General features: G+C 55.8%; 22 protein-coding genes and 1 pseudogene. 14 read left to right on the top strand and 9 right to left on the bottom strand.

Annotated elements, in window-relative coordinates:
• Positions 1 to 6: 6 nt before the first annotated feature.
• Complete coding sequence (gene rppH / locus Q1L34_RS04655; RefSeq protein ID WP_004867097.1) at positions 7 to 537, bottom strand: RNA pyrophosphohydrolase; 531 nt, start codon at positions 535 to 537, stop codon at positions 7 to 9.
• Between the two features lie 441 nt (positions 538 to 978).
• Here rppH and Q1L34_RS04650 point away from each other — a divergent pair.
• From Q1L34_RS04650 to Q1L34_RS04630, 5 genes and pseudogenes are all read left to right on the top strand, one after another.
• Positions 979 to 1,131: pseudogene (locus Q1L34_RS04650) on the top strand (hypothetical protein); the annotation flags it as partial.
• Between the two features lie 88 nt (positions 1,132 to 1,219).
• A complete protein-coding gene (gene mutH, locus Q1L34_RS04645; protein WP_004867110.1) occupies positions 1,220 to 1,915 on the top strand; it encodes a DNA mismatch repair endonuclease MutH in 696 nt (231 codons plus the stop codon).
• Between the two features lie 63 nt (positions 1,916 to 1,978).
• Entirely contained in the window at positions 1,979 to 2,692 is a 714-nt protein-coding gene (locus Q1L34_RS04640; RefSeq protein WP_004867113.1) for a TerC family protein, read from the top strand.
• Between the two features lie 123 nt (positions 2,693 to 2,815).
• Complete coding sequence (locus tag Q1L34_RS04635; RefSeq protein WP_004867116.1) at positions 2,816 to 3,034, top strand: YgdI/YgdR family lipoprotein; 219 nt, start codon at positions 2,816 to 2,818, stop codon at positions 3,032 to 3,034.
• 235 nt (positions 3,035 to 3,269) lie between these two features.
• A complete protein-coding gene (locus tag Q1L34_RS04630) occupies positions 3,270 to 4,310 on the top strand; it encodes an NADP(H)-dependent aldo-keto reductase (protein WP_004867120.1) in 1,041 nt (346 codons plus the stop codon).
• 124 nt (positions 4,311 to 4,434) lie between these two features.
• On the opposite strand, the gene lplT is transcribed toward Q1L34_RS04630, so the two are convergent.
• Both lplT and aas read right to left on the bottom strand, forming a co-directional pair.
• The gene (gene lplT, locus Q1L34_RS04625) at positions 4,435 to 5,631 is read right to left on the bottom strand and encodes a lysophospholipid transporter LplT (RefSeq protein ID WP_015585838.1); all 1,197 of its coding nucleotides are present in this window, start codon (positions 5,629 to 5,631) and stop codon (positions 4,435 to 4,437) included.
• On the bottom strand, positions 5,624 to 7,783 hold the full coding sequence (gene aas / locus Q1L34_RS04620; RefSeq protein ID WP_327204374.1) for a bifunctional acyl-ACP--phospholipid O-acyltransferase/long-chain-fatty-acid--ACP ligase: 2,160 nt from the start codon (positions 7,781 to 7,783) through the stop codon (positions 5,624 to 5,626). Before aas ends, lplT begins: the two co-directional genes overlap by 8 nt.
• Before the next feature lie 706 nt (positions 7,784 to 8,489).
• Here aas and galR point away from each other — a divergent pair.
• Positions 8,490 to 9,506, top strand: coding sequence for an HTH-type transcriptional regulator GalR (galR, locus tag Q1L34_RS04610; RefSeq protein ID WP_004867133.1), 1,017 nt, complete (start codon positions 8,490 to 8,492; stop codon positions 9,504 to 9,506).
• On the opposite strand, the gene Q1L34_RS04605 is transcribed toward galR, so the two are convergent.
• A complete protein-coding gene (locus tag Q1L34_RS04605) occupies positions 9,467 to 9,946 on the bottom strand; it encodes a GNAT family N-acetyltransferase (protein ID WP_004867136.1) in 480 nt (159 codons plus the stop codon). The genes galR and Q1L34_RS04605 overlap by 40 nt on opposite strands.
• Positions 9,947 to 10,165: 219 nt before the next feature.
• On the opposite strand from Q1L34_RS04605, the gene Q1L34_RS04600 reads away from it, so the two are divergent.
• Positions 10,166 to 11,164 (top strand): LacI family DNA-binding transcriptional regulator, encoded by a 999-nt coding sequence (locus tag Q1L34_RS04600; RefSeq protein WP_160873358.1) that lies wholly within the window; start codon positions 10,166 to 10,168, stop codon positions 11,162 to 11,164.
• Here the strand turns inward: Q1L34_RS04600 and lysA are convergent.
• Entirely contained in the window at positions 11,161 to 12,423 is a 1,263-nt protein-coding gene (lysA, locus tag Q1L34_RS04595) for a diaminopimelate decarboxylase (RefSeq protein ID WP_004867144.1), read from the bottom strand. The genes Q1L34_RS04600 and lysA overlap by 4 nt on opposite strands.
• A 134-nt stretch (positions 12,424 to 12,557) precedes the next feature.
• Between lysA and Q1L34_RS04590 the strand changes: the two genes are divergently transcribed.
• Positions 12,558 to 13,484 carry a LysR family transcriptional regulator gene (locus tag Q1L34_RS04590; protein ID WP_004867147.1) on the top strand — a complete coding sequence of 309 codons (927 nt, stop codon included), beginning with the start codon at positions 12,558 to 12,560 and terminating at the stop codon, positions 13,482 to 13,484.
• Here Q1L34_RS04590 and Q1L34_RS04585 read toward each other — a convergent pair.
• Entirely contained in the window at positions 13,471 to 14,163 is a 693-nt protein-coding gene (locus tag Q1L34_RS04585) for an aspartate/glutamate racemase (protein ID WP_004867150.1), read from the bottom strand. The two genes, Q1L34_RS04590 and Q1L34_RS04585, sit on opposite strands and share 14 nt — an antisense overlap.
• Positions 14,164 to 14,302: 139 nt before the next feature.
• On the opposite strand from Q1L34_RS04585, the gene Q1L34_RS04580 reads away from it, so the two are divergent.
• From Q1L34_RS04580 to Q1L34_RS04555, 6 genes are all read left to right on the top strand, one after another.
• Positions 14,303 to 14,623, top strand: coding sequence for a cupin domain-containing protein (locus tag Q1L34_RS04580; RefSeq protein ID WP_004867153.1), 321 nt, complete (start codon positions 14,303 to 14,305; stop codon positions 14,621 to 14,623).
• Positions 14,624 to 15,119: 496 nt separating this feature from the next.
• Positions 15,120 to 16,010 (top strand): carbohydrate ABC transporter permease, encoded by an 891-nt coding sequence (locus Q1L34_RS04575; protein WP_004115132.1) that lies wholly within the window; start codon positions 15,120 to 15,122, stop codon positions 16,008 to 16,010.
• Entirely contained in the window at positions 16,003 to 16,905 is a 903-nt protein-coding gene (locus Q1L34_RS04570; RefSeq protein ID WP_004867156.1) for a carbohydrate ABC transporter permease, read from the top strand. Before Q1L34_RS04575 ends, Q1L34_RS04570 begins: the two co-directional genes overlap by 8 nt.
• 12 nt (positions 16,906 to 16,917) lie before the next feature.
• Complete coding sequence (locus tag Q1L34_RS04565) at positions 16,918 to 18,045, top strand: ABC transporter ATP-binding protein (protein ID WP_015585834.1); 1,128 nt, start codon at positions 16,918 to 16,920, stop codon at positions 18,043 to 18,045.
• A gap of 16 nt (positions 18,046 to 18,061) precedes the next feature.
• Complete coding sequence (locus Q1L34_RS04560; RefSeq protein WP_015585833.1) at positions 18,062 to 19,348, top strand: ABC transporter substrate-binding protein; 1,287 nt, start codon at positions 18,062 to 18,064, stop codon at positions 19,346 to 19,348.
• A gap of 64 nt (positions 19,349 to 19,412) precedes the next feature.
• Positions 19,413 to 20,540 (top strand): oligogalacturonate lyase family protein, encoded by a 1,128-nt coding sequence (locus tag Q1L34_RS04555; RefSeq protein WP_054829047.1) that lies wholly within the window; start codon positions 19,413 to 19,415, stop codon positions 20,538 to 20,540.
• Positions 20,541 to 20,652: 112 nt separating this feature from the next.
• Here the strand turns inward: Q1L34_RS04555 and Q1L34_RS04550 are convergent, their stop codons facing one another.
• The 3 genes from Q1L34_RS04550 to Q1L34_RS04540 all read right to left on the bottom strand — a co-directional run bounded on the left by Q1L34_RS04550 (position 20,653) and on the right by Q1L34_RS04540 (position 24,928).
• Complete coding sequence (locus Q1L34_RS04550) at positions 20,653 to 21,996, bottom strand: carbohydrate porin (RefSeq protein WP_054829046.1); 1,344 nt, start codon at positions 21,994 to 21,996, stop codon at positions 20,653 to 20,655.
• Positions 21,997 to 22,234: 238 nt separating this feature from the next.
• On the bottom strand, positions 22,235 to 23,668 hold the full coding sequence (locus Q1L34_RS04545) for a glycoside hydrolase family 32 protein (protein WP_065907024.1): 1,434 nt from the start codon (positions 23,666 to 23,668) through the stop codon (positions 22,235 to 22,237).
• Between the two features lie 18 nt (positions 23,669 to 23,686).
• A complete protein-coding gene (locus Q1L34_RS04540; RefSeq protein ID WP_004867177.1) occupies positions 23,687 to 24,928 on the bottom strand; it encodes an MFS transporter in 1,242 nt (413 codons plus the stop codon).
• Positions 24,929 to 24,952: the final 24 nt, after the last annotated feature.

Genomic DNA, 24,952 nt, shown 5'->3' with positions numbered 1-24,952 from the left:
CGTGGCTTAACCTCTTTTACGTCGATAAGCAGGCGCGCTTTGCGGTTTAGGTGCACTTTCCGCCAGCGACATGGTCACGCTGGCAAACTCTTTCATCACCCGGCGGTACACGTCGCGCTTAAACGACACCACCTGACGAACCGGGTACCAGTAACTTACCCAGCGCCAACCATCAAACTCAGGTGTACTACTGGTTTGCATATTGATTTCCGCATCGCTGCCGATCAACTGCAGGAGAAACCACTTCTGTTTCTGGCCGATACAAACCGGCTTTGTGTCCCAACGCACCAAACGTTTAGGCAACTTGTAACGCAGCCAGTTACGGGTTGAGGCCAGGATTCGCACATCTTTACGACTTAACCCAACCTCTTCGAACAATTCCCGATACATTGCCTGCTCGGCTGATTCCCCTGGATTAATGCCCCCTTGCGGGAACTGCCACGAGTGCTGACCATAGCGCCTGGCCCACATAACCTGGCCCTGGCGATTACAGATTACAATACCGACATTTGGGCGGTAGCCATCGTCATCAATCACCGGACTACCTCAAAATAATCTTCAATGTGAATGATTGTTTCACACTCGCTGTAAACGGTAAACCACTCTGTTGTCACTGTGCGATCGAATAACATTTGAATAACTCACAGTAATCAGCAGAGTTATAAACAACGAAAGCGATCGAGACCCCATTTTATTCACTTTTTCTGTGGATAGAGTTGTGAAGAAGTATGGAATTACCCCGGGAAAACCCAGAGTAGTCCGAAGTGCTTACGAATAACATAATTTGATAATGGCATTATATTCATGATGTTAGCACATATATCTTTCAATAATTACAGTTAAACGTGATGATCATCACATATGCGATCCTGGAACTGATGAAAGATCGAACAATGTCGATTTTATCCACAGATTATCCGAGTTCACTGGGCACATTTTGTCTAAAAATTCGATTTTCGTCGCACGTCAAGGCTGTAAATGGAAACAGTAGTGCCGCTTTTCCCCAGTTATCCCATTTTTCTGTGGATAACATGGTGTAAGATCCTGTTCATTGCCAGTGACCAGTTCTGGAAAACCCGGTATCACTCTTTTCATAACGACAAAAAAATGAAAAAAAACCCATACGAATCATCAAATTGTCATAGTTACCCAGGAAAAGGTAAACTCTATCCACAACGCACTGAATTACCGTTCATTTTTTAACCAGAGGTTTTACCGTATGCCCGCCATCGCGCCGTTAACGTCCCCACCGCAAACCCAGCAGCAGCTCCTGGCCCAGGCGCAGGGGCTGGCAGGCTACTCGCTGGGCGAGCTGGCGGCGCTGGCGGGGATTCCCATTCCTCGCGATTTAAAACGCGATAAAGGATGGATCGGTATTCTGCTGGAGATTTGGCTGGGCGCCAGCGCCGGAAGTAAACCCGAGCAGGATTTCGCCGCGCTGGGCGTCGAGCTGAAGACCATTCCTGTCGATAGCCAGGGCCGTCCGCTGGAAACCACCTTTGTTTGCGTCGCCCCACTCACGGGTAACAGCGGCGTGACCTGGGAGAGCAGTCACGTGCGCCATAAGCTCAAACGCGTCCTGTGGGTGCCGGTGGAAGGGGATCGCGCCATTCCGCTGGCGGAACGCCGCGTCGGCGCCCCGCTGCTGTGGAGCCCCAATGAAGAAGAGGATCGCCAGCTGCGAATGGACTGGGAGGAGCTGATGGATCTGATCGTGCTCGGCCAGGTGGAACGCATCACCGCCCGTCATGGCGAGGTGCTGCAGCTGCGCCCGAAAGCCGCCAACAGCAAAGCGTTAACCGAGGCGATTGGCGCCCGCGGTGAGCCGATTCTCACGCTGCCGCGCGGCTTCTACCTGAAGAAGAATTTCACCGCCGCCCTGCTGGCCCGTCATTTTCTCCTCAGCCACGATTAATTTTTTGTTCTGCCTGCCAGGTTGCATATAATTGCGACTTTCTTTTTTGCAGGACTTTGAACAATGTTATTTGCATGGATAACCGATCCCAACGCCTGGCTGGCGCTCGGTACGCTGACGCTGCTGGAGATCGTGCTGGGGATCGATAATATTATTTTTCTCTCTCTGGTTGTTGCCAAACTGCCCACCGCCCAGCGTGCTCACGCAAGACGTATCGGGTTGATGGGCGCGATGCTGATGCGTCTGGGGCTGCTGGCCTCTATCGCCTGGGTCGTGAAGCTGACCAATCCGCTGTTTACCGTTTTCGACCATGCGATCTCGTTTCGCGATTTGATCTTACTGCTCGGCGGTCTGTTCCTGATCTGGAAGGCGAGTAAAGAGATCCACGAGTCGATCGAGGGCGAAGAGGAAGGGCTGAAAACCAACGTCCATTCATTTATGGGCGCCATCGTACAGATCATGGTGCTGGATATCATTTTCAGCCTCGACTCGGTCATTACCGCCGTTGGGCTGTCGGATCATCTGTTCATCATGATGGCTGCGGTGGTCATTGCCGTCGGCGTAATGATGTTCGCCGCCCGACCGATTGGCGACTTTGTTGACCGTCATCCATCGGTAAAAATGCTGGCCCTGTCGTTTCTGATTCTGGTCGGCTTTACCCTGATGCTGGAAAGCTTTGAGATACATATTCCGAAAGGCTACATCTACTTCGCGATGTTCTTTTCGATTGCCGTCGAAAGTCTTAACCTGCTGCGTAATAAAAAAAATCCGCTGTAACCCACAAAAATGCAGCCCAAACCTGGGCTGCAAACTTTTTTAAGACTTTACTGCTTTTTATGTCTCACAAATCAGGCTATTAATACACTGGTGTGAGGTGCGACCATTCAAGAGGTAATGACGATGAAAAAATGGGCAGTATTGATTTCCGCCGTAGGACTGGCGTTCTCGGTTTCCGGTTGCAGCAGCGATTACGTGATGGCGACAAAAGACGGACGCATGATCCTGACCGATGGTAAGCCAGCCGTTGATGATGATACCGGCCTCATCAGTTACGAAGATCAGCAGGGCAATAAAATGCAGATCAACCGCGACGATGTCTCGCAGATTATTAAACGTTAAGACTTTTCGTCGGCCAGCCGCCTGCCAGCACTTGCCTGGCGAGGCCGCCTTCTCCGACAGCGAACCCTCTTATTAAAGAGTCGGGATCCTCTGAAACCTCCGCGGCATCGCGTCTTCGGATTATAAAACCCCGGCTTTTTTGATTTTTTACTTCCTCTTTTTCTCCCCCTCTGCCATTTTGATACTCCTTTGTCGGGGGAACTCCTGACCTTGTTAATAAAAAAGGAAGCCGGCTATGCAGTATCACCGTATCCCACACAGTTCTCTTGAAATCAGCACGCTCGGGCTGGGCACTATGACTTTTGGTGAGCAGAATAGCGAGGCCGACGCGCACGAACAGCTCGACTACGCTGTCAGCCAGGGCATTAACCTGATTGATGTCGCTGAAATGTATCCCGTACCACCGCGCCCGGAGACCCAGGGGCTGACGGAAACCTACGTCGGCAACTGGCTGGCGAAACGCGGCAATCGCGAAAAGCTGATTATCGCCTCTAAAGTCAGCGGCCCTGCGCGTAACAACGACAGCAGCATTCGTCCGAACCATGCGCTGGATCGTAAAAACATCCGTGACGCGCTGCACGACAGCCTGAAGCGCCTGCAAACCGATTATCTCGATCTCTACCAGGTTCACTGGCCGCAGCGCCCGACCAACTGCTTTGGCAAACTAGGCTATAGCTGGACCGACTCCACGCCGGTTGTCACCCTGCTGGATACGCTTGAAGCGCTCACCGAATTCCAGCGGGCCGGTAAAATCCGCTATATCGGCGTCTCCAACGAAACGGCCTTTGGCGTTATGCGTTATCTTCACCTGGCGGATAAACACGACCTGCCGCGCATCGTCACCATCCAGAATCCCTACAGCCTGCTGAACCGCAGCTACGAAGTGGGTCTGGCGGAAGTCAGCCAGTATGAAGGCGTTGAGCTGCTGGCCTACTCCTGTCTGGCATTTGGCACCCTGACCGGCAAGTACCTTAACGGCGCAAAACCGGCCGGCGCGCGTAATACGCTCTTTAGCCGCTTCACGCGCTATAGCAGCGAGCAGTCGCAGAAAGCGGTAGCGGCCTATGTCGATATCGCCAGACGTCATAACCTCGACCCGGCGCAGATGGCGCTGGCCTTTGTCCGTCGTCAGCCGTTCGTCGCCAGCACCCTGCTGGGCGCCACCACGCTGGAGCAGCTTAAAACCAACGTGGAGAGCCTGCATCTTGAGCTGAGTGAAGCGGTATTAGCGGAAATTGAAGCGGTGCATCAGGTCTATACCTACCCGGCACCGTAAGCGTCGAACTCGCCCGGATAGCGGCTGACGCCTTATCCGGGTTACCACAGAGACGAAGCCATCGCCCGGCTGGCCTGATGCGAGCCGGGGATCCGCAGGTGACGCCGTAAACGGCCGACGCGAGCTACGACTGACGTCGGCCCCACAGCCACAGCGCGGCGATCGCCAGTGCAAACACCGCGCCAAAGCCAATCCCGACGCCAACTACCGGAATACCGATTCTCACCGCCAGCGAATAGAGCCCCAGCATCAGCAGCATGGCCACGTTTTCGCCGAGATTCTGCACTGCAATCGCATTACCTGCGCCAACGGTATGCTTCCCGCGCTCCTGCAGCAGCGCATTGAGCGGCACAATAAAGAAGCCGCCAAAGATACCGAGCAGCAGCAGCAGAGCAAATGCCGGTAACAGAGCGTGCTGTACGGCGAAGAGGATCACCGCGACGCCGATTAAAATCCCGGCAGGCATACAGCGAGAGACGGTTTGTAGGGTGACCAGCCTGGCCGCCGCGCCGGCGCCCAACACGATCCCGACGGCGACCATCGCATTGAGATAGGTCGGCATGGCGTTACTGGTGATGCCAAGCGCCGCCGGAACCCACAGCACCAGCAGGAAACGCAGCGTCACGCCGGCGCCCCAGAACAGACTGGTTCCCATCAGGGAGAAACGTGTTTCGCCATTCCGCCAGAGTGTCTTACAAGCGCTAAAAAAGCTGTGGGTCATCGGCGTAAAACGCCATGACTGACCGGGACGCGCCGCCGGCAGCTTCGGGATCCACAGGTTGGCGATCACCGCCCCGCCGTACACCAGCGCGCAGATGGCCAGCGCGGCCAGCACATGCCAGTCGGCCAGAATGCCGCCGGCCATCGATCCCAGCAAAATCGCCGCAATGGTCGACGACTCCATCAAGCCGTTAGCTTTCACTAACTTATCTCCGGTGGTCAGCTCGCCAAGAATGCCGTATTTGGCCGGCGAATAGGCCGCCGCCCCCATCCCCACCAGGGTATAGCCGATAAACGGGTTCAGACCAAAACAGATGCAGCCTGCGCCAACCAGCTTCATGCCGTTGGCGACCATCATCACTCGCCCTTTGGCAAAGCTGTCGGCAAACTGGCCGACAAACGGCGCAAATAGTATGTAAGCACCTACAAACAACATCTGCATCACCGGCTGGCTCCAGTCCGGATAGAACTGCTGCTTCATCAGCGCCAGCGTGGCAAACAGCAGGGCGTTATCGCCAAATGCCGAGAGGAACTGGGCGCAGATGACCGCCATCATTCCTTTTGAGTACAGCGAGGTGTTAGTGTGTACTGACTCACTCATCAGAATCTTCCGTCTGCTCAACCATACTTTTAAGGGTGACAAAGTCCGGCTTGCCGCTGCCGAGAACCGGCAGCTGCTTCAGCCAGCGAATGTCGCGCGGTACCGCCAGCTCCGGTACACCATGTTCACGGGCGTAGCGCAGCAGTTTTTCACGGTTCAGTTCATTATCGGTGGTAAACAGCACCAGCGCCTCGCCTTTACCGGCATCTTGTTTAATCGCCGTGGCATGCATCTTGTCAGGTGAGACGCCCAGAGCAACCTGCTCAACCATTTCCAGTGACACCATTTCACCGGCGATTTTCGCGAAGCGCTTAGCACGTCCCTGAATGCGCACGTAGCCCTGCTCGTCAAAGGTGACGATATCCCCGGTGTCGTACCAGCCGCTTTCCATTTCGCCATGCTGATTTTTCGCCGTCGGCGCTTCCAGCACGCCCGGGTTCTCCACCCGCAGATAGCCGTTCATGATGTTCGGCCCTTTTAACTGCAGGCGGCCGCCCTCTTCAATACCCGGCATCGCCAGCAGGCGCGCATCCATCCCCGGCAGAATACGCCCGACGGTGCCCACCTTCGCCGCCATCGGAACGTTAATCGATACCACCGGCGCACATTCGGTGACGCCATAGCCTTCGAGAATGCGCAGGCCAAACTTATCCTGCCACAGTTGCTTTGTGCTCTCCTGAAGCTTTTCCGCCCCGGCGACCACGTAGCGAAGCCGATAGAAATCGTACGGATTGGCAAAGCGCGCGTAGTTCGCGAGGAAGGTCGAGGTCCCAAACAGCACCGTACAGTTGCGGTCGTAAACCAGTTCCGGCACCACGCGGTAATGCAGCGGGCTGGGATAGAGGAACACTTCTGCACCGGTAAACAGCGGGGTCAGCAGGCCGACCGTCAGCCCAAAGGAGTGGAACAGCGGCAGCGCCGACATAAAACGGTCGTTGGCTGTAAAGTCGGCAATGGTTTTAATCTGCTCGACGTTGGCCAGAAGACTTTTATGACTATGCACGACCCCTTTCGGGTTGCCTTCGGAACCGGAGGTGAAGAGGATAATCGCCGCATCTTCCGGCTGCTGTTTGACCTGCGCCAGTTTCGGCGCCAGCAGATGGCCGAAGATCCACAGCTTATCGCCGGTCGTAACGTCGCCTTTCAGGTCTTCAAGAAAGACCCAACGCACCTGAGTAAGCTGCTCCGGCAGATGCCAGAGTTTGCCTTTATCAAGGAAGGTACGGGAGGTAAAAATCGTCTTGATTTCCGCGGCGCTAATCGCGCTACTCAGCCCTTTAACCCCGGCGGTGTAGTTCATCATCGCCGGAATACGCCCGCGGGCAATAGCGCCAAAAATGACCGCCGCGCTGATGCCGGCGTTGGGTAACATCAGGCCGATTTTTTCACCCTGAGCGCTGTATTTTTCGAGGATGCGCGCCACAAAGAGGGTTTTGGTCAGCAGTTTGCGATAGGTATCGGGTTGAAAGTTAATGTCTTCCACACAGGGTTTTCGTGCGCCGAACCGATCCTGCGCCGCCAGCAGCGATTCATACAGCGTTTCCCGTGGACGCACCGCCATGCGCGCTTCCATCATGATCTGGTGCAGCATTTCCCCGGCAATTTTGCGGCGATCGCGGGCGCGGGGAGCCTGAGGCATTTCAATGCGAGTTGGCGGCAGCAAATGCAGCTGGATCCGAGGGAACAGACGACGTTTGACCAGCCCCTTGAGGCGGCTAAACGGGGTCAGCTCCGCGCCTTCGATACGTAGTGGGATAATGGTGGCCTGCGACTTTGCAGCCACAAACGCCGCCCCGTCATAGATTTTCATCAGCGAACCGCTGACCGAGATACGCCCTTCCGGGAAAATAACCACCGGACGCCCCTGTTCAATCAACCGCACCAGGTGTTTTATCGACATCGGTTTCGTCGGGTCGAGCGGGACAAAATCGATCAGCGGCGTCAGCACGCGCATAAACCAGCGCTGGCTGATAGAACTGTACACCGCAAAGACCGGTCGGACGGGCAGGAATAAGGCTAGCAAGATCCCATCGAGGAAAGAGACGTGATTCGGGGTGATCAACACCTTTTGTTGTTGCAAGGACTGCGTGTCGCCGGTCACTCTGACCCGATACAACCCTTTGAACAACAGCCTGAAAAATGCCAACAGCATAACAACTCCATGTGACCGGTTATTAAGTCATTGCAGGTTACACGAGAAGGCGGTTGAAAGCAGTGCGAGGAAGAATGTTTGGCAGAAAAAAAACCTGCGCATCTGCGCAGGCCGGTGCAAGATAATCAGTACGAAACGCGTACTTAAAAACTCACCTATCAATACCTCTGGGACCCTAATTGTCAGGTTTTTTGCCCCTGCCGCACCAGCGATAAAACGCAAGGGAATAAACCTAAGTGCAACCAGTTATTGCCATTTTCGCTATCTGTAACAGCGGTGAGCGGTGGACAGGAAGAGGGGGATCTGCTGCGGGGGGCGAGAGCGTTTCACGGGAGCGGAACGCGACATCTTCCGCCTGCGGGCAAAAAAAAACCTGCGCATCTGCGCAGGCTGGTGTAATTAGAGTGGCCAACGTAACGTTAGCTCCACCTATCAATACCTCTGGGATAGCCAGAATATCAATGCAATGAACGGATAAACCAGCGAACATTCGCAACAGCTAATCGCAAAGTGTAAGCAAAGGTGTGAATGTTCCCGCCGCCGTTTCATTCGTCTGCGTCCCTGCGCTTGTCGCGGTGTAACTTTTTCACCATGAAGGCAAATCTGCATCACATTTGCGCGAAGCCAGGCGCCTCCAGCCTTGAATCTGCCGCACTTTCCCGTAACATAACCGGTATGTAAACGCTTACCCTATAAAAGGTCTGGTATGGCGACAATTAAGGATGTAGCCCGACTCGCTGGAGTGTCCGTCGCTACCGTATCCCGCGTGATCAACAACTCCCCCAAAGCCAGTGAAACCTCGCGCCAGTCGGTGACTGCGGCGATGGAAACGCTCAATTATCATCCCAATGCAAATGCGCGCGCGCTGGCGCAGCAGTCGACGGAAACCGTCGGTCTGGTGGTGGGCGACGTATCCGATCCTTTCTTCGGCGCTATGGTCAAAGCCGTCGAGCAGGTGGCCTACAACACCGGTAACTTTTTGCTGATCGGCAACGGGTATCACAGCATTAAAAAAGAGCGCCAGGCAATTGAGCAGCTTATCCGCCATCGCTGCGCTGCGCTGGTGGTGCACGCGAAAATGATCCCTGACGACGAGCTCGCCGGGTTGATGAAACAGATCCCCGGCATGGTGCTGATCAACCGTATTCTGGCGGGTTTTGAACAGCGTTGTGTCGCCCTGGACGACCGCTACGGCGCCTGGCTGGCGACCCGTCATCTGATCCAACAGGGGCATACCCGTATCGGCTACCTCTGTTCCAACCACGCGATTTCTGATGCTGAAGATCGCCTGCAAGGCTATTACGCAGCGTTAACGGAGAGCGGTCTGCCCTGTAACGATCGGCTGGTGACCTTTGCCGAACCTGATGAAAGCGGCGGCGAACAGGCCATCACCGAACTCCTGGGACGCGGCAGGAATTTTACCGCTGTCGCCTGCTATAACGACTCGATGGCCGCCGGTGCGATGGGGGTGCTGAATGATAATGGTATCGACGTCCCGCGCGAGATTTCGCTGATTGGCTTCGATGATGTGCTGATCTCTCGCTACGTTCGCCCGCGCCTGACGACGGTGCGTTATCCCATCGTCACCATGGCAACCCAGGCCGCCGAACTGGCGCTGGCGCTGGCGGATCAGCGCCCGGCGCCTGAAATCACCCATTTATTCAGCCCGACGCTGGTTCGCCGTCACTCGGTAATGGCGCCATCGGAAAGCGATAAGTCGTAACGATACAGGCTGACGGCGGTGGCCGGGTAATCCAGCCCTTCACCAATATACTGCCAGCCAAAACGCTCATAAAAATCGCGGCAGGCGGAGTAGAGATACAGCTGCGGGTGCCCAAGCCGGCGGGCATAGTCGATCACATGCTGTTGCAGCTGTCCCGCGATGCCCCGTCCGCGCGCATCCGGGGCGACGTACAGCGCCGCCATCCACGGGAACAGATCCTGACGGCTGATTAAGTCGCAGCGCCACAGCCCCACCGTCCCTACAAGCGTCTCCCCTTCGACCGCGATAAAGGTGAGCGGCAGCGCCTCCGGCGTCTGGCTGTGGGCAACGAGAGTCGCAAAAAAAGGCAGCGGCAGCGTTTCGCCGCCAAAGGCCTGCCAGAGCCACATCGCCACCTGTTCGGCGTGCTGCGGCGCGGCGTATAAGGGCTGAATATGCATAACCGATCCCCTGCTGAAAAATCCTCTGGCTGCCAGTATACCGCGCCCGCAGCGACCGATGGCGAGGACCTCAACGCGTGGAAGCGCCATTTTGCGGACACTTCCTGCAAAAAGCGTGATCGCGATAGTTCTTTGCGCCCGGTTGAGCGCATATCCCTCTGAATGTCTGTGATAAACTGCGGCTTATCACGTGAAATCAGGAATCGATGAATGGCTACAATGCTGGATGTCTCAATTCGCGCAGGCGTCTCTAAAGCGACGGTTTCCCGCGTGTTGAACGGCACAGGTCAGGTAAAAGAGAGCACCCGCCAACAGGTATTCAAAGCGATGGAAGAGCTGGGATACCGGCCAAACTTTCTCGCCCGTTCGTTGGCGAACCGCACCAGCAACAGTATCGGACTGGTGGTTTCTACCTTCGATGGTTTCTATTTTGGCCGCCTGCTACAACAGGCTTCACGCCAGACGGAAGCCTGGGGAAAACAGCTAATCGTCACCGACGGCCACGATGCTCCGGAACGCGAAGAAGAAGCGGTGCAGATGCTCGCCGACCGCCAGTGCGACGCAATCATTCTCTATACCCGCCACATGAGCGAAAAGAAGATCATGTCGCTGATCGAATCCATCGATATGCCGCTGGTGGTGATTAACCGCGACGTCAGCCTGGCGCGGGAACGCTGCGTGTTCTTCGAGCAGGAAGATGCGGCCTTTCAGGCGGTCAATTATCTGATTACGCAAGGGCACCGGGATATCGCCTGCATGACCGTGCCGATGCATACCCCCACGGGCAAAGCCCGTCTGCAGGGATACCGCAAAGCCCTGAAAAAGCATGGTATCGCGTGGGATCCGGCGAAAGTTAAATACGGTGATTCGACGATGACCCGCGGCTATGAGCTGTGCCGCGAGCTGCTTGATGAGAAAACAACGTTCAGCGCGCTGTTTTCATGTAACGATGATATGGCGCTGGGCGCCTCAAAAGCGCTGCATCAGGCGGGGCTGCGGATCCCGCAGGACGTTTCGCTGTTCGGCTTCGACGATGCCCCGAGCGCAAAATGGCTGGAACCCGGCCTGTCGACGGTCTATCTGCCGATCGATAATATGATCACCACCGCGATCGATCAGGCGATCAAGCTCGCCAACGACCAGCCGATCGAAACGATCCCGCCGTTCACCGGTACGCTGGTATTGCGTGAATCGGTAACGACGGGGCCATATTTTTAGAACAGCTCTAAGGCCAGCAGCTCCTGAATCGTCTGCCGACGACGGATCAGCCGTGCGCTGCCGTTGTCGAACAGCACTTCCGGCAGCAGCGGACGGCTATTGTAGTTTGAGGACATTGACGCGCCATAAGCCCCCGTATCATGCAGCACCAGATAATCTCCCGGCGCGACTTCAGGCAGCAAACGCGTCTCCACCTTGCCCCCTTCCTGCTGAGTAAAGACGTCGCCCGATTCGCACAGCGGCCCGGCCACGACGGTGTCGATAAGCGGTGCGGCGCTCAGGTTGCGGCCATCCGCCGCCAGAGCGGTAATATGGTGATAGCTGCCGTACATTGACGGACGCATCAGATCGTTAAAACCGGCATCAATCAGGACAAAGTGGCGGCTTCCCATCTCTTTGACGCTACGTACCTGAGAGACCAGCACCCCGGATTCGGCCACCAGGAAGCGACCTGGTTCGATTTCCAGTTTCACCGGATGGCCGAGATGTCGGGCGATCTGCTCGCGCGCGGCGTTCCACAAGCCGTAGTAGTGATCGGTATCGATCGCCTCTTCACCTTCGTGATAAGGGATCGACAGTCCGCCGCCGGCGGAGATCGCCTGCAGATCCTGCCCAAACTCAACCACCTGACGCACCATCGCGCCGCAAACCTGTTCCAGGTGGCCATAATCAACCCCGGAGCCAATATGCATGTGGATCCCCACCAGCTGGAGCTGATAGCGACGCATCACTTCCAGCGCCGCCGGCAGATGGCTGTACCAGATCCCGTGTTTGCTGTTTTCGCCGCCGGTGTTGGTTTTTTGGCTGTGGCCGTGACCAAATCCCGGGTTGACGCGCAGCCAGACGCGATGGCCTGGAGAGACTTCCCCCAGCTGGCTCAGCATATCGACTGAACCGGCATTAACCGGAATCTGCAGGGCCTTGACGCGCTCCAGCGTCGCCTCGTCAATCAGGTCGGCGGTAAAAACGATATCTTCCGGGTGCTGCTGCGGGTCATACCCCGCCGCCAGCGCACGTTCAATCTCCCCGAGGGAGACGGAGTCCACCTTAACGCCCTGCTCACGCATCAGACGCAAAATATGGATATTGGAGCAGGCCTTCTGGGCAAAACGCACCACGTCGAACTGGCTGAGCTGGGCTATCTGGCGGCGGATAATCTGCGCGTCATAGACCCACACCGGGCAGCCAAACTCGGCAGGCAGACGGAGCAGGTTCTCGGCAGTCAGGTCGGTATCGGTAGCGTAAAGCGAGCGTGGCATAGTGAACTCCGGCGTTATTGTGTTGTGCGCGTTTTTTTATGATTACGCCATAGCCTGAAGAGAATAAAAAATATCGTTTTATCGTGACTCTATGCAAAAATGATATGGATACCGTCCATCCGCCGAGAGCCGAAATGCCTGCCGTCAATTTACGCCATATTGAAATCTTCCATGCGGTGATGACCACCGGCAACCTCACCGAGGCGGCTCGTCTGCTGAATACCTCTCAGCCGACCGTCAGCCGCGAGCTGGCACGCTTTGAAAAGGTGATCGGGCTGAAGCTGTTTGAACGCACCCGCGGGCGTTTGCAGCCGACGGTGCAGGGGTTGCGGCTGTTTGAAGAGGTTCAGCGCTCCTGGTACGGACTGGACCGTATCGTCAGCGCCGCCGAGAGCCTGCGAGAGTTCCGTCAGGGCGAACTGTCTGTCGCCTGCCTGCCGGTGTTTTCTCAGTCGTTTTTGCCGCTGCTGCTGCAGCCCTTTCTGGCGCGCTATCCCGAGGTCAGCCTGCAGATTGTGCCGCAAGAGTCCCCCCTGCTGGAGGAGTGGCTCTCCGCCCAACGTCACGATCTCGGCCTGACGGAAACCCTGCACACGCCCGCCGGGACCGAACGCACGCCGCTGTTAACACTCAACGAGGTCTGCGTGCTGCCGCAGAGCCACCCGCTTGCCAGCAAGCAGGAGCTGACTCCGGCCGATTTCCACGGTGAAAACTATATCAGCCTGTCGCGCACCGACAGCTATCGTCAGCTGCTTGATGCCCTGTTTGCCGAGCATCAGGTGAAGCGCCGGATGGTGGTGGAGACCCACAGCGCGGCCTCTGTTTGTGCGATGGTGCGGGCAGGCGTCGGGATCTCAGTCGTCAACCCGCTGACCGCCCTCGACTATGGCGAAAGCGGCGTGGCGGTGCGCCGCTTTAGCGTCGACGTACCGTTCACCGTCAGCCTGATCCGCCCGCTGCACCGCCCGGGCTCGGCGCTGGTCGAGACATTTATTCAGCACCTGCAGGGGAGCCTGCCGCGGATTCAGGGTCCGCTGGACGCGATGCTTAAGAGAGCATAAACGTCACCGCGTCCGCGGCGTGAATCGCGGCGGTATCGAACACCGGCAGCGGGCTGCTCTCCACCGGCACCAGCAGGCCAATCTCGGTACAGCCGAAAATGACCCCTTCTGCGCCCTGCTCCGCCAGCGCGTCAATCACCTGCAGGTAATAATCGCGGGAGTCGTCATTAAACGCGCCCAGGCACAGCTCATCAAAAATAATCCGGTTAATGCGTTCGCGATCGTCAGCTTCCGGAATCAGCGTCTCAATAGCAAACTGCGCCTGCAGGCGCCCACGATAAAAATCCTGCTCCATGGTATAGCGCGTTCCAAGCAGGGCAACCCGCTTTTGGCCTTTGGCGGTAATCGCCCGCCCGGTGGCATCGGCGATATGCAGGAACGGCACCTCACAGCGCGTTTCGATGGCCTGCGCCACTTTATGCATCGTGTTGGTACACAGAACAATCCCTTCCGCCCCCGCCTGCTGCAGGCCAACTGCCGCCTGCGCCAGCATCTCGCCGGCGCGATCCCAGTCTCCTGCGGACTGGCAGGCTTCGATCTCATGGAAATCGACGCTGTGCAGCAGCAGACTCGCCGAATGCAGGCCGCCTAAATGTGCTTTGATACCTTCGTTGATCAAACGGTAATAGGGAATGGTGGATTCCCAGCTCATGCCGCCCAACAGGCCAATCGTTTTCATCATCCGCTCCTGGTTATGCTTTGCTCCAGTGAAACAAACTTGTGATCAACTTTCCACTTCTCTTGTCGATCGTTTCTTTCCCGACGATTCTGCGATAAATTAAATGAAACATTGTTTCACTTAACTACAGGACTGCCGGATGTTTATTTTTCATAACGAGACCACCCTTGAAGATCTGGGCAATGGCGTGACCCGTCGTATTCTTGCGCACGGTGGCAACATGATGGCCGTAGAGGTCAATTTCGACGCCGGAGCCATCGGTCCAATGCATAATCACCCTCACGAACAGTTGACCTATGTGCTATCCGGCGAATTTGAGTTCACCATCGGAGAAGAGAAACGCGTGGTGCGCGCCGGAGATACGCTCTACAAAAAACCGCATATTATGCACGGCTGCATCTGTCTGAAGCCTGGCACCCTGCTGGATACCTTTACTCCCGTTCGTGAGGATTTCCTGTAAACCACGCTTCCCAGGGGCATATTCGTGATGCCCCCTTTCCCCACCCTTCCTTTCCGCCAGAATAATTTGTTAAAAAATATGTAAAAGCAAAATGATTAGCCTGCCACTTATCTTGCTCATCCCTGCACAAGATCCCTTCTTCGGCACTATCTCCAGACACCTGTCAGCTCTGGAGAACGCTCGCCATCTCATTTTTTGAAACATCGTTTCGACTTCGATCACACTTCCGCTATGAATCGAATGACTCTGTAATAAATCGCAATAAAATAAAATTAAAACGGCGTTTTATAAAACTGAATCACCGGACAAGTAAAAACCGAAACATTCAGGCTCAGCATGGACGCTGCGAGCAAAAGCCCATAACAAACACAAAGTTAAAAAAGGAAGCCAACGCCAGCTGATACACCCGATACCGATTCACTTTCTGGCCGCGACCGGGCGCAGAAAACCACGACACCGAATCCGTTTTACAAACTCGTAAGCCAGGTAGGTATGTATGAATGAAAACAAGATGTTGGGATTGGCATGGATATCGCCCTATATCATCGGGCTGATAGTCTTTACCGCTTTTCCCTTTGTTTCATCTTTCTTTCTCAGTTTCACTGAGTACGATTTGATGAGCCCGCCGGTGTTTAACGGCATTGAAAACTATCGCTACATGTTGACCGAAGATGGCCTCTTCTGGAAATCCATGGGCGTGACCTTTGCCTACGTCTTTTTAACGATTCCGTTAAAACTGGCTTTCGCACTGGGTATTGCATTTGTCCTCAACTTTAAGCTGCGCGGTATCGGCTTTTTCCGCACCGCTTATTACATTCCGTCGATTCTCGGTAGTTCGGTCGCGATTGCCGTCCTGTGGCGCGCGCTGTTTGCTATCGACGGCCTGCTGAACAGCTTTATCGGCGTGCTGGGATTCGACCCGGTGAACTGGCTCGGCGAGCCGTCGCTGGCGCTGATGTCCGTCACTCTGCTGCGCGTCTGGCAGTTTGGTTCGGCGATGGTCATCTTCCTCGCCGCGTTGCAAAACGTCCCGCAGTCACAGTATGAAGCGGCGATGATCGACGGCGCCTCGAAGTGGCAGATGTTTATGAAGGTCACCGTGCCGCTGATTACGCCGGTCATCTTCTTCAACTTTATTATGCAGACCACCCAGGCGTTCCAGGAGTTTACCGGTCCGTACGTCATCACCGGCGGCGGCCCAACCTACTCCACCTATCTGTTCTCGCTCTATATCTACGACACCGCCTTTAAGTACTTCGATATGGGGTACGGCGCGGCGCTGGCGTGGGTGCTGTTCCTGGTGGTTGCGGTCTTTGCCGCCATCGCCTTTAAGTCATCGAAATATTGGGTGTTCTACTCCGCCGATAAAGGAGGCAAAAATGGCTGATATTCAACAAATCACCCCGGCAATGGAAATTGCGGAGCGCGAAGTTGCCCGCACCCTGCGCCGCGAAAAAGTCAGCCGGACAATCCGTTATGTCATCCTGCTGTTCGTCGGCCTGCTGATGCTTTACCCGCTGGTGTGGATGTTCTCGGCGTCGTTCAAACCGAACCATGAGATTTTCACCACCCTGAGCCTGTGGCCGGCCCACGCGACCTGGGACGGTTTTATTAACGGCTGGAAAACCGGCACCGAGTACAACTTCGGGCACTACATGCTGAACACCTTTAAGTATGTGATCCCGAAAGTCCTGCTGACCATTATCTCCTCCACTATCGTGGCCTACGGCTTTGCCCGCTTCGAAATCCCGTGGAAGAAATTCTGGTTCGCCACGCTCATCACCACCATGCTGCTGCCGAGCACCGTCCTGCTTATTCCGCAGTACCTGATGTTCCGTGAAATGGGCATGCTGAACAGCTATCTGCCGCTATATCTGCCGCTGGCTTTCGCCACCCAGGGATTCTTCGTCTTCATGCTGATCCAGTTCCTGCGCGGCGTACCGCGCGATATGGAAGAGGCGGCGCAGATCGACGGCTGTAACTCTATTCAGGTGCTGTGGTACGTGGTGGTGCCGATCCTGAAACCGGCGATTATCTCGGTGGCGCTGTTCCAGTTTATGTGGTCAATGAACGACTTTATCGGCCCGCTGATTTACGTCTACAGCGTGGATAAATATCCGATCGCACTGGCGCTGAAAATGTCCATCGACGTCACGGAAGGCGCTCCGTGGAACGAAATTCTGGCAATGGCGAGTATCTCCATTCTGCCATCCATCATCGTGTTCTTCCTGGCACAACGCTACTTCGTACAGGGCGTTACCAGCAGCGGAATCAAAGGTTAAGAGGGAAATATCATGGCTGAAGTTATTTTCAACAAACTGGAAAAAGTTTACTCCAACGGCTTCAAAGCGGTACATGCTATCGACCTGAAAATCGCGGACGGCGAGTTTATGGTGATCGTCGGGCCATCCGGCTGTGCGAAATCCACCACCCTGCGTATGCTGGCGGGACTGGAAACCATCAGCGGCGGCGAAGTGCGTATCGGCGAGAAGATCGTCAACAACCTCGCGCCAAAATCACGCGGTATTGCGATGGTGTTCCAGAACTATGCGCTCTACCCACACATGACGGTGCGTGAGAATCTGGCTTTTGGTCTCAAGCTGAGCAAACTGCCGAAAGATCAGATTGATGCCCAGGTTAACGAAGCGGCCAAAATCCTCGAGCTGGAAGAGCTGCTCGACCGTCTGCCGCGCCAGCTTTCCGGCGGTCAGGCCCAGCGCGTGGCGGTTGGCCGCGCGATTGTCAAAAAACCGGATGTGTTCCTGTTTGATGAACCGCTCTCTAACCTTGATGCCAAGCTGCGCGCCTCGATGCGTATCCGCATTTCCGATCTGCACAAGCAGCTGAAGAAATCCGGCAAGCCGGCGACCACCGTGTACGTCACCCACGACCAGACCGAAGCGATGACCATGGGCGATCGGATCTGCGTCATGAAGCTCGGGCATATCATGCAGGTCGATACTCCGGACAACCTGTATCACAAACCGAAAAACATGTTCGTGGCCGGCTTTATCGGCGCCCCGGAGATGAATATTCGCCCCAGCAAACTGGTTGAACAGGCCGGGCGCCTGCACCTGACTATCGGCGATGAGCTGCTGCCGTTAAGCGCAGCCCTGCAGGATAAAGTCGCCAGCCATAAAAACCAGCCGCTGTTCTACGGCGTCCGCCCGGAGTTTGTCGCCATCGCCGATGAACCGTTCGCCGAAGGCGGCTGCTCGGGCGAAATGGTGCGGGTCGAGAACATGGGGCACGAGTTTTTCGTCTACCTGAAAGTCGCCGACTATGAACTGACCGCCCGCGTCCCTTCTGACCAAGCGAAGCCGATGATTGAAAAAGGGTTGCATCGCAAGGTGTGGTTCAAATTCGACATGAATAAGTGCCATCTCTTTGATGCCGCCACCGAACAGAATATCTCTCTGTAATCACTGGAGTATTAAAATGAAAAAAGTGCTTTTAAGCGCCGCAATCTCCGCCACTCTGGGCCTTACCGCGTTACCGTCTCTGGCAAAGGATGTCGATCTGCGTATGTCATGGTGGGGCGGCAACGGCCGCCATCAGGTCACCCTGAAAGCGCTGGAGGAGTTTCATAAACAGAATCCGGACATCAACGTTAAAGCCGAATATACCGGCTGGGACGGCCATCTTTCGCGCCTGACCACCCAAATCGCCGGGGGAACCGAGCCGGACGTGATGCAGACAAACTGGAACTGGCTGCCGATCTTCTCGAAGAACGGTGAGGGTTTCTACGATCTGAACAAAATGAAGGATGTCATCGATCTCAGCCAGTTCGATGCCAAAGAACTGCAGTCCACCACGGTCAATGGCAAACTCAACGGTATCCCGATTTCCGTTACCGCCAGGGTGTTCTACTTTAACGACGAAACCTGGAAAAAAGCCGGCGTCACCTTCCCGAAAACCTGGGATGAGCTGATGGCGGCGGGCAAAACCTTTGAGAGCAAGCTGGGTAAGCAGTATTACCCGGTGGTGCTGGAGCATCAGGACACCCTGGCGCTGCTGAACTCTTACATGATTCAGAAGTACAACCAGCCGGCTATCGACGAGAAAACGAAGAAATTCTCCTACAGCAAAGAACAGTGGGTCGAATTCTTCCAGATGTACAAAAAGCTCATCGACAGCCACGTGATGCCGGACACCAAATACTATGCCTCGTTCGGCAAGAGCAACATGTATGAGATGAAGCCGTGGATTCAGGGCGAATGGGCGGGGACATATATGTGGAACTCCACCATCAACAAATACTCCGACAACCTGAAGCCGCCGGCGAAGCTGGCGCTGGGCGACTACCCGATGCTACCGGGCGCCACCGATGCCGGCCTGTTCTTTAAACCGGCGCAGATGCTCTCCATCGGCAAATCGACGAAAAATCCGGAAGCGGCGGCGAAAGTGATTAACTTCCTGCTGAACAGCAAAGAGGGCGTGGATACGCTGGGCCTTGAGCGCGGCGTGCCGTTAAGCAAAGTGGCGGTGAAATACCTGACCGAAGACGGCACGATCAAAACCGACGATCCGGCCGTATCCGGGCTGAAGCTGGCGCAGTCGCTGCCGACAAAACTCTCGGTATCGCCTTACTTTGATGACCCGCAGATTGTTGCCCAGTTTGGCACGTCGCTGCAGTACATCGACTACGGACAGAAAAGCGTAGAAGAGACGGCCGCCGACTTCCAGCGCCAGTCCGATCGTATTCTGAAACGCGCCATGCGCTAACGGTCGATCATTCTCTCTGCCCTGCAGCCTCGGCTGCGGGGCATTTTTTCGTCAGGAGCGAGTCATGAAAGGCAAAATCATCCCGCTGAATTTCCGTACCACGGAAGACAGCGTAACCGGCCGTCAGGTGATCCGGATGACGCCCCCGCACGTTATCTGCCACCGTAACTACTTCTATCAAAAGTGCTTTACCCGGGATGGCAGCAAACTTATTTTCGGCGGCGGATTCGAGGGCCACTGGAACTACTATTTACTCGATCTGGCCGCGCAGCAGGCCATACAGCTGACCGACGGGCCGGGCGATAATACCTTCGGCGGTTTTCTATCCGACGACGACCGCACGCTGTGGTATGTGAAAAACAATCGGCAGCTGCGCCGCGTGGATCTGGCGACGCGGGAAGAGCAGGTGGTTTACACAGTGGATGACGACTGGGTCGCCTATGGTACCTGGGTGGCAAACAGCGATTGCAGCAAACTGGTCGGCATCGAGATAAAAAAAAGCGACTGGCGGCCGCTGACCGACTGGAGTAAATTCCGCGCCTTTTATTTTACCCAACCCGAATGCCGCCTGATCAATATCGACCTGCATAGCGGCGAGCGCCGCGTTGTCCTGCAGGAGAAACGCTGGCTGGGCCATCCGATTTACCGGCCGTTTGATGACCAGACCATCGCGTTCTGCCACGAAGGACCGCGCGATGCTATCGACGCCAGGATGTGGCTTATCAACGCTGACGGCAGCAATATGCGCAACGTTCGCCAGCACCAACCGGGAGAGAGCTTCACCCATGAGTTCTGGGTGCCGGATGGCTCCGCGCTCTATTACGTCGCCCACCGGGAAAACGATCCGCATCGCTATCTCTACCGTGCCGCCCCCACCACCCTGGATAATCGTCAGCTGCTGACCATTCCTCCCTGCTCGCACCTGATGAGTAACTACGATGGTTCGCTGGTCGTCGGCGATGGCGCACCGCATCATACCGGCGATATTCAGCTGAACGATCCGTTTATCTGGGTATTTGACGTGCAGTCCGGTACGCAGCGGGCCATTTGTCGCCACGACTCCAGCTGGAAAGTGCTCGACGGCGATCGTCAGGTCACCCACCCCCATCCGTCATTTTCGCCGGATGACCGCTGGGTGCTGTTTACCTCCGATAAAGAAGGGATGCCGGCGCTGTACCTGGCGGAGGTGTAGTCATTCGGCAACCTCCCCCGGCTCGCGCGGTGCCTGGCCGGGCGCCAGGTTCACAGCCGTCTGCGGTCCGGTAGCCCCGGGGAAGGCGTTTGCGCCCCCCCGGGGAAACCTGTCAGAAGAAATATTTAAACCGTACCCGCGCGCCGTAGCGTTCATCGGTATTGCCGCTTTTCGCCGCCGATGAATCCAGCCATGACGCATACGCGCCGAGATAAATATTAAAGTTCGGCATATCCATAATATTCGGCAGTTGCCATGACGTATGAATGGTGTGGATATCATAGCGACCCGGCGTCAGAATCGCGCAGTCGCCATCGCACTCCGCGCTCACGCCGGACATATTGAACTTGTCGATTTTGTTATGCGCATAAATATAGCCCAGCTCTACACGATGCCATAATGCGTTGATACCGGCGCTGAAATCTTTCTCATCCGCCGCATCAAGATAGGCGGTACTCAGATTCACCGCGGCCCCATTTTCGGCATCGGTTTTCAGCGTGTTCCAGCTCATGGTCATCCCGTAACCGGTACGATTTGACTGGTCGACCCAGCCTCCCCCCGTTTTTTCATAGCCGTAAGCGTTATTAACGAGGTTGCTCTCCATTGCCGCCGCCACCGACCAGGCGCCGGACTGCCAGGCCGCGACCGGACGCACGTACACCACGTTTTTACGGTTATCCAGCGCGTTGCCGTGATAGTTCCGATCGACAAACAGCGAGCTGCCGTCCTCCACCAGCGTATTCACCTCAAAATACCAGTTATCGATATTTTTACTGAGCAGGAAGCTGCCGCCGCTGCTGCTGCGCCCGCGTCCCTCTTTCATCATATAGATATAGCCGTAGCCGTCGCTATACAGATCGTTGGCCGTATTACCGGAATATTCAATAAAGGTATCCTGATTCAGCGGGAACATATCGTAGGCCTCAAAGCGGCCGATTTTAATTTTCCAGTCATGCTCCTGTCCAAAGAAAAAGGCCGCATCATCGAGATTCATTTTTCCATTCATATCCGCCAGCGGCTGCACGCTGAACCCGGCATATTTTCCGTTAGCCCCCTTACGTAATCCATCAAAGCCCAGAAGAATGCGCCCGTTAATATCCCAGCGTTCTTTATCTCCCGGCGCCCAGTTTTTATTCGCGCTGGTTTTCACCGACGTCAGGCTACCGGTACGGCTGGCGCCGTCCATATTAAACTCAACGTCGCCATAGAATTTTAATTCGCCATAATCATTAAGCTGTAAAGTCGGTTTAGCCGGTGCGGCGCTGACCACCGTCGCTGGCGTTTCCTGGCCTTTCAGCGCCCGGATTTCCGCCTCCGCGCTGGCCGCCCGCTGTTCGGTCGCCTTTAGTCGTTGCTCCATTTGCGCCAGCCGCTCCTCAAGGGATAACGGCGCCTGTGCATTAGCCAGAGGGGTAAATAAAGACGTCAGAACACACCCGACCCAGATTTTATTCATCGGAAAACCCTTTATTAAAATGAAGTTTTTACCCTCAATAATTCGAGTGACAGGCAGGCGGCGATGCAGTGAGTCCCCTGGCGCTTACTCGCGTAAGTGACGGGGGCGCGAGGAAAGCCAACGCACATGTAACTTGAAGTATGACGGGTATTTTTATTTATGGGCAAAGCACGACGATAATGACAATAATAACCCGCCCATCGTCGAAGACGGGTTATTAACGACCATGCAATAAAATTTATTCCAGCTGCCAGGCTCCTGCTTCAGTTAAAGACGCCAAACCGTTCCAGGCAAATAAAGATAATTCACGGCGAGCGGCATCCGGATATATACGGCTACTAAGACAGGCCTCTCCGTCATTAACAAACACTTCAACGGAAGAGCTATCGAAGAATACCCGCAGTTTCAGATCGGCCCCCTCGTGCAACGGTACGCTGCGCGTGCCGCACAGACCGTACTGCGGGTAGTTCCGCTCCAGCACCAGGCGTTGCATCTGCGCATCAACGTAGACCCGCAGCCCCTCGCCGAAGCTCAGTCCATACTGTTCTGCCGTACTGCCTGCGCAGTTCCAGTGCAGGATCACCTCCATCGCCTCACCGTTTTCCGCCATCAGCGACCGTTGGTTTTTCAGCGTGCTGACCGGCCACGGGAACCAGGCTCTGCGCAGGCACTCCACCTCTTTCGCCGGACGCATCTGCAGACGATTATCGGCGCTCAGCGTCAGCTCACGCGGCAGAGAGAGCATGCCAGCCCAGCCGTCCTGCTGTTCCGGCAGCGGTGACTCCCACATGTCCAGCCAGCCGATAACGATGCGGCGACCGTCGGGCGTCAGGAAACTCTGCGGGGCATAAAAATCATGGCCATGGTCCATCTCAACAAATTCACCTTCCCGGACAAACGGCTGCCCGGGCTGCCAGTCGCCGAGCAGATAGCCGCTCTGGAATAAATTGCGGTTCTGATAGCCCTGTGCCGCCATCCCCTGCGGTGAAAACATCAGTACTCGCTTGCCGCCGAGCGTGAAGAAGTCGGGGCATTCCCACATGTAGCCCATCTTATCTTCGGCTTCATCAAGGATCCCTTCGTCATGCCACTGGCGCAGATCGGCGGATCGATACAACCGCACCTGGCCGGTATCACCGACGCGGGCACCGACGATCATGTACCAGCTATCCCCTTCGCGCCACACTTTCGGGTCGCGGAAGTGGTGCAGGCCCGGCGGGGTATCCAGCACCATGCCCTGGCGTTCAAAATGAATGCCGTCGCGGCTGGTGGCCAGACACTGCACCTGATAGAGGTTCTCTTCGTCGCTGGGATCGCCGTGGAATTTATGCCCGGTATAGATCAGTGCCAGCGTATCGCCGTCCACCACGGCCGAGCCGGAGAAACAGCCATCTTTATCCTCCGGCCCTTCCGGCGCCAGCGCCACCGGCAGGTGTTCCCAATGGACTAAATCCTTGCTGCGCGCATGACCCCAGTGCATCGGCCCCCACTGCGTGGAGTAAGGATGGTGCTGATAAAAGGCGTGATACCAGCCGTCAAACCAGACCAGACCATTGGGATCGTTGATCCAGCCCGCACGAGCGGCGAGATGGTAGCGTGGGTACCAGCGCAGGTTTAACGTCTCGCGTTTCGCCTGCAGTTCCTGTTCAGCGTTAGCAACGGTGTACATCATATTCTTCACTCTTTTCATTCAGATAGCGGAGGGTTGCGACATCATCGGATCCGAAGATGAGCGACTGGATCGCAACAAGAAAATGGAGATAAAGGTGGTGCAGAACACCAGCAGTCCCATAATCAGATAGGACTGGGCGAAGCCGTATTTCTCGTAGCTGTAGCCCGCCAGCGGCGACAGCACCGTGGCAATCACCGAGCTGGTGCAGGCAAAGCCCACCAGGTACAGCGTGGAAGAGAGACGTTTATCAAAGTTCAGGCTGTTGTATTTAAAGATGGCGACCAGCAGTACCGGCAGCTCCACCGCATGGAGCAGTTTGGTGATGGAAATCAGCAGCGGCCCTTCCACCAGCCCGGAGGCCACCATACGTAATGCCATGACCATCCCGGCGAAAATCAGGCCGTTTTTCGCGCCAATACGGTTAACCAGCCACGGCGCGCAGAACATCCCGGCCGCTTCGAGGAACACCTGGAAAGAATTCAGGTAGCCGTACATCGCGTTCCCTTCCTGCAGGGTGGCGAACTGCGAGGAAAAGTAGACCGGGAACTGTTGGTCGTAGACGCCGTAAATGCAGGTCCCGACGACAAAAAAGACCAGCGCCCAGAAGCGCGGCAGGGTCAGCAGACGCAGCGCATCCTCCAGCGTCACTTTGCCGCCGGAGATGGCCTCCTGCATAGCCTGCGGTGCGGAGGAGACCCGCAGTCGCGCCAGCAGAACAAAGAACACCAGGCCGGAACAGCTGGCGACCGCAAAGTTAAGTTTCGGATTGATGTTAAACAGCAGTCCGGCAAAAAAGGTCGCCACCGCCCAACCCAGCGATCCCCACATACGCGCCCGACCAAACTCAAACTGGCTCTGGCGCGCGACGCGTTCGGTATAGGATTCGAGTACTCCGATGCCGCCGTTAAAGGTTAAGCCGATATAGATCCCGCCAAAGATACTGCCGAGCAGTACGTTTATTTTCAGCAAATAGCCAAACAACAGGTAGGCCGGCCCGGAGAGAATCAGTAGCACGGTGATATACCAGAGCAGATTTTTACGCAGCCCAAGCTTGTCCTGAATAAAGCCGTAGCACACCTGGGCAAACAGCGCTGATACGGAAAGCACGGCGTAGATGATCCCGGTATCCCCCGCCTTGAGCCCGACTTCCTGGTGCAACCAGATAGAGAGCAATGAGCCGGAAGAGGACCAGGTGACAAAAAAGAAAAACAGTAAGGCGCTGAGTAACGGATAGCTGTGAGAGTGATGGGCTTTCATCATGACATTCTCGTGTAGGGGTAATGC

Source organism: Klebsiella ornithinolytica (genome assembly GCF_030505655.1).
Taxonomy (GTDB): domain Bacteria; phylum Pseudomonadota; class Gammaproteobacteria; order Enterobacterales; family Enterobacteriaceae; genus Klebsiella; species Klebsiella ornithinolytica.
Note: the sequence above shows the minus strand (reverse complement) of the source record. Positions and strands in the feature narration are given on the sequence as shown.

What these genes read in the sequence shown, in the direction of transcription:
- mutH (WP_004867110.1), top strand. Translation starts at nt 1,220, where the DNA reads ATGCCCGCCATCGCGCCGTTAACGTCCCCACCGCAAACCCAGCAGCAG.
- Q1L34_RS04640 (WP_004867113.1), top strand. Translation starts at nt 1,979, where the DNA reads ATGTTATTTGCATGGATAACCGATCCCAACGCCTGGCTGGCGCTCGGT.
- Q1L34_RS04635 (WP_004867116.1), top strand. Translation starts at nt 2,816, where the DNA reads ATGAAAAAATGGGCAGTATTGATTTCCGCCGTAGGACTGGCGTTCTCG.
- Q1L34_RS04630 (WP_004867120.1), top strand. Translation starts at nt 3,270, where the DNA reads ATGCAGTATCACCGTATCCCACACAGTTCTCTTGAAATCAGCACGCTC.
- lplT (WP_015585838.1), bottom strand. Translation starts at nt 5,631, where the DNA reads ATGAGTGAGTCAGTACACACTAACACCTCGCTGTACTCAAAAGGAATG.
- aas (WP_327204374.1), bottom strand. Translation starts at nt 7,783, where the DNA reads ATGCTGTTGGCATTTTTCAGGCTGTTGTTCAAAGGGTTGTATCGGGTC.
- galR (WP_004867133.1), top strand. Translation starts at nt 8,490, where the DNA reads ATGGCGACAATTAAGGATGTAGCCCGACTCGCTGGAGTGTCCGTCGCT.
- Q1L34_RS04605 (WP_004867136.1), bottom strand. Translation starts at nt 9,946, where the DNA reads ATGCATATTCAGCCCTTATACGCCGCGCCGCAGCACGCCGAACAGGTG.
- Q1L34_RS04600 (WP_160873358.1), top strand. Translation starts at nt 10,166, where the DNA reads ATGCTGGATGTCTCAATTCGCGCAGGCGTCTCTAAAGCGACGGTTTCC.
- lysA (WP_004867144.1), bottom strand. Translation starts at nt 12,423, where the DNA reads ATGCCACGCTCGCTTTACGCTACCGATACCGACCTGACTGCCGAGAAC.
- Q1L34_RS04590 (WP_004867147.1), top strand. Translation starts at nt 12,558, where the DNA reads ATGCCTGCCGTCAATTTACGCCATATTGAAATCTTCCATGCGGTGATG.
- Q1L34_RS04585 (WP_004867150.1), bottom strand. Translation starts at nt 14,163, where the DNA reads ATGAAAACGATTGGCCTGTTGGGCGGCATGAGCTGGGAATCCACCATT.
- Q1L34_RS04580 (WP_004867153.1), top strand. Translation starts at nt 14,303, where the DNA reads ATGTTTATTTTTCATAACGAGACCACCCTTGAAGATCTGGGCAATGGC.
- Q1L34_RS04575 (WP_004115132.1), top strand. Translation starts at nt 15,120, where the DNA reads ATGAATGAAAACAAGATGTTGGGATTGGCATGGATATCGCCCTATATC.
- Q1L34_RS04570 (WP_004867156.1), top strand. Translation starts at nt 16,003, where the DNA reads ATGGCTGATATTCAACAAATCACCCCGGCAATGGAAATTGCGGAGCGC.
- Q1L34_RS04565 (WP_015585834.1), top strand. Translation starts at nt 16,918, where the DNA reads ATGGCTGAAGTTATTTTCAACAAACTGGAAAAAGTTTACTCCAACGGC.
- Q1L34_RS04560 (WP_015585833.1), top strand. Translation starts at nt 18,062, where the DNA reads ATGAAAAAAGTGCTTTTAAGCGCCGCAATCTCCGCCACTCTGGGCCTT.
- Q1L34_RS04555 (WP_054829047.1), top strand. Translation starts at nt 19,413, where the DNA reads ATGAAAGGCAAAATCATCCCGCTGAATTTCCGTACCACGGAAGACAGC.
- Q1L34_RS04550 (WP_054829046.1), bottom strand. Translation starts at nt 21,996, where the DNA reads ATGAATAAAATCTGGGTCGGGTGTGTTCTGACGTCTTTATTTACCCCT.
- Q1L34_RS04545 (WP_065907024.1), bottom strand. Translation starts at nt 23,668, where the DNA reads ATGATGTACACCGTTGCTAACGCTGAACAGGAACTGCAGGCGAAACGC.
- Q1L34_RS04540 (WP_004867177.1), bottom strand. Translation starts at nt 24,928, where the DNA reads ATGATGAAAGCCCATCACTCTCACAGCTATCCGTTACTCAGCGCCTTA.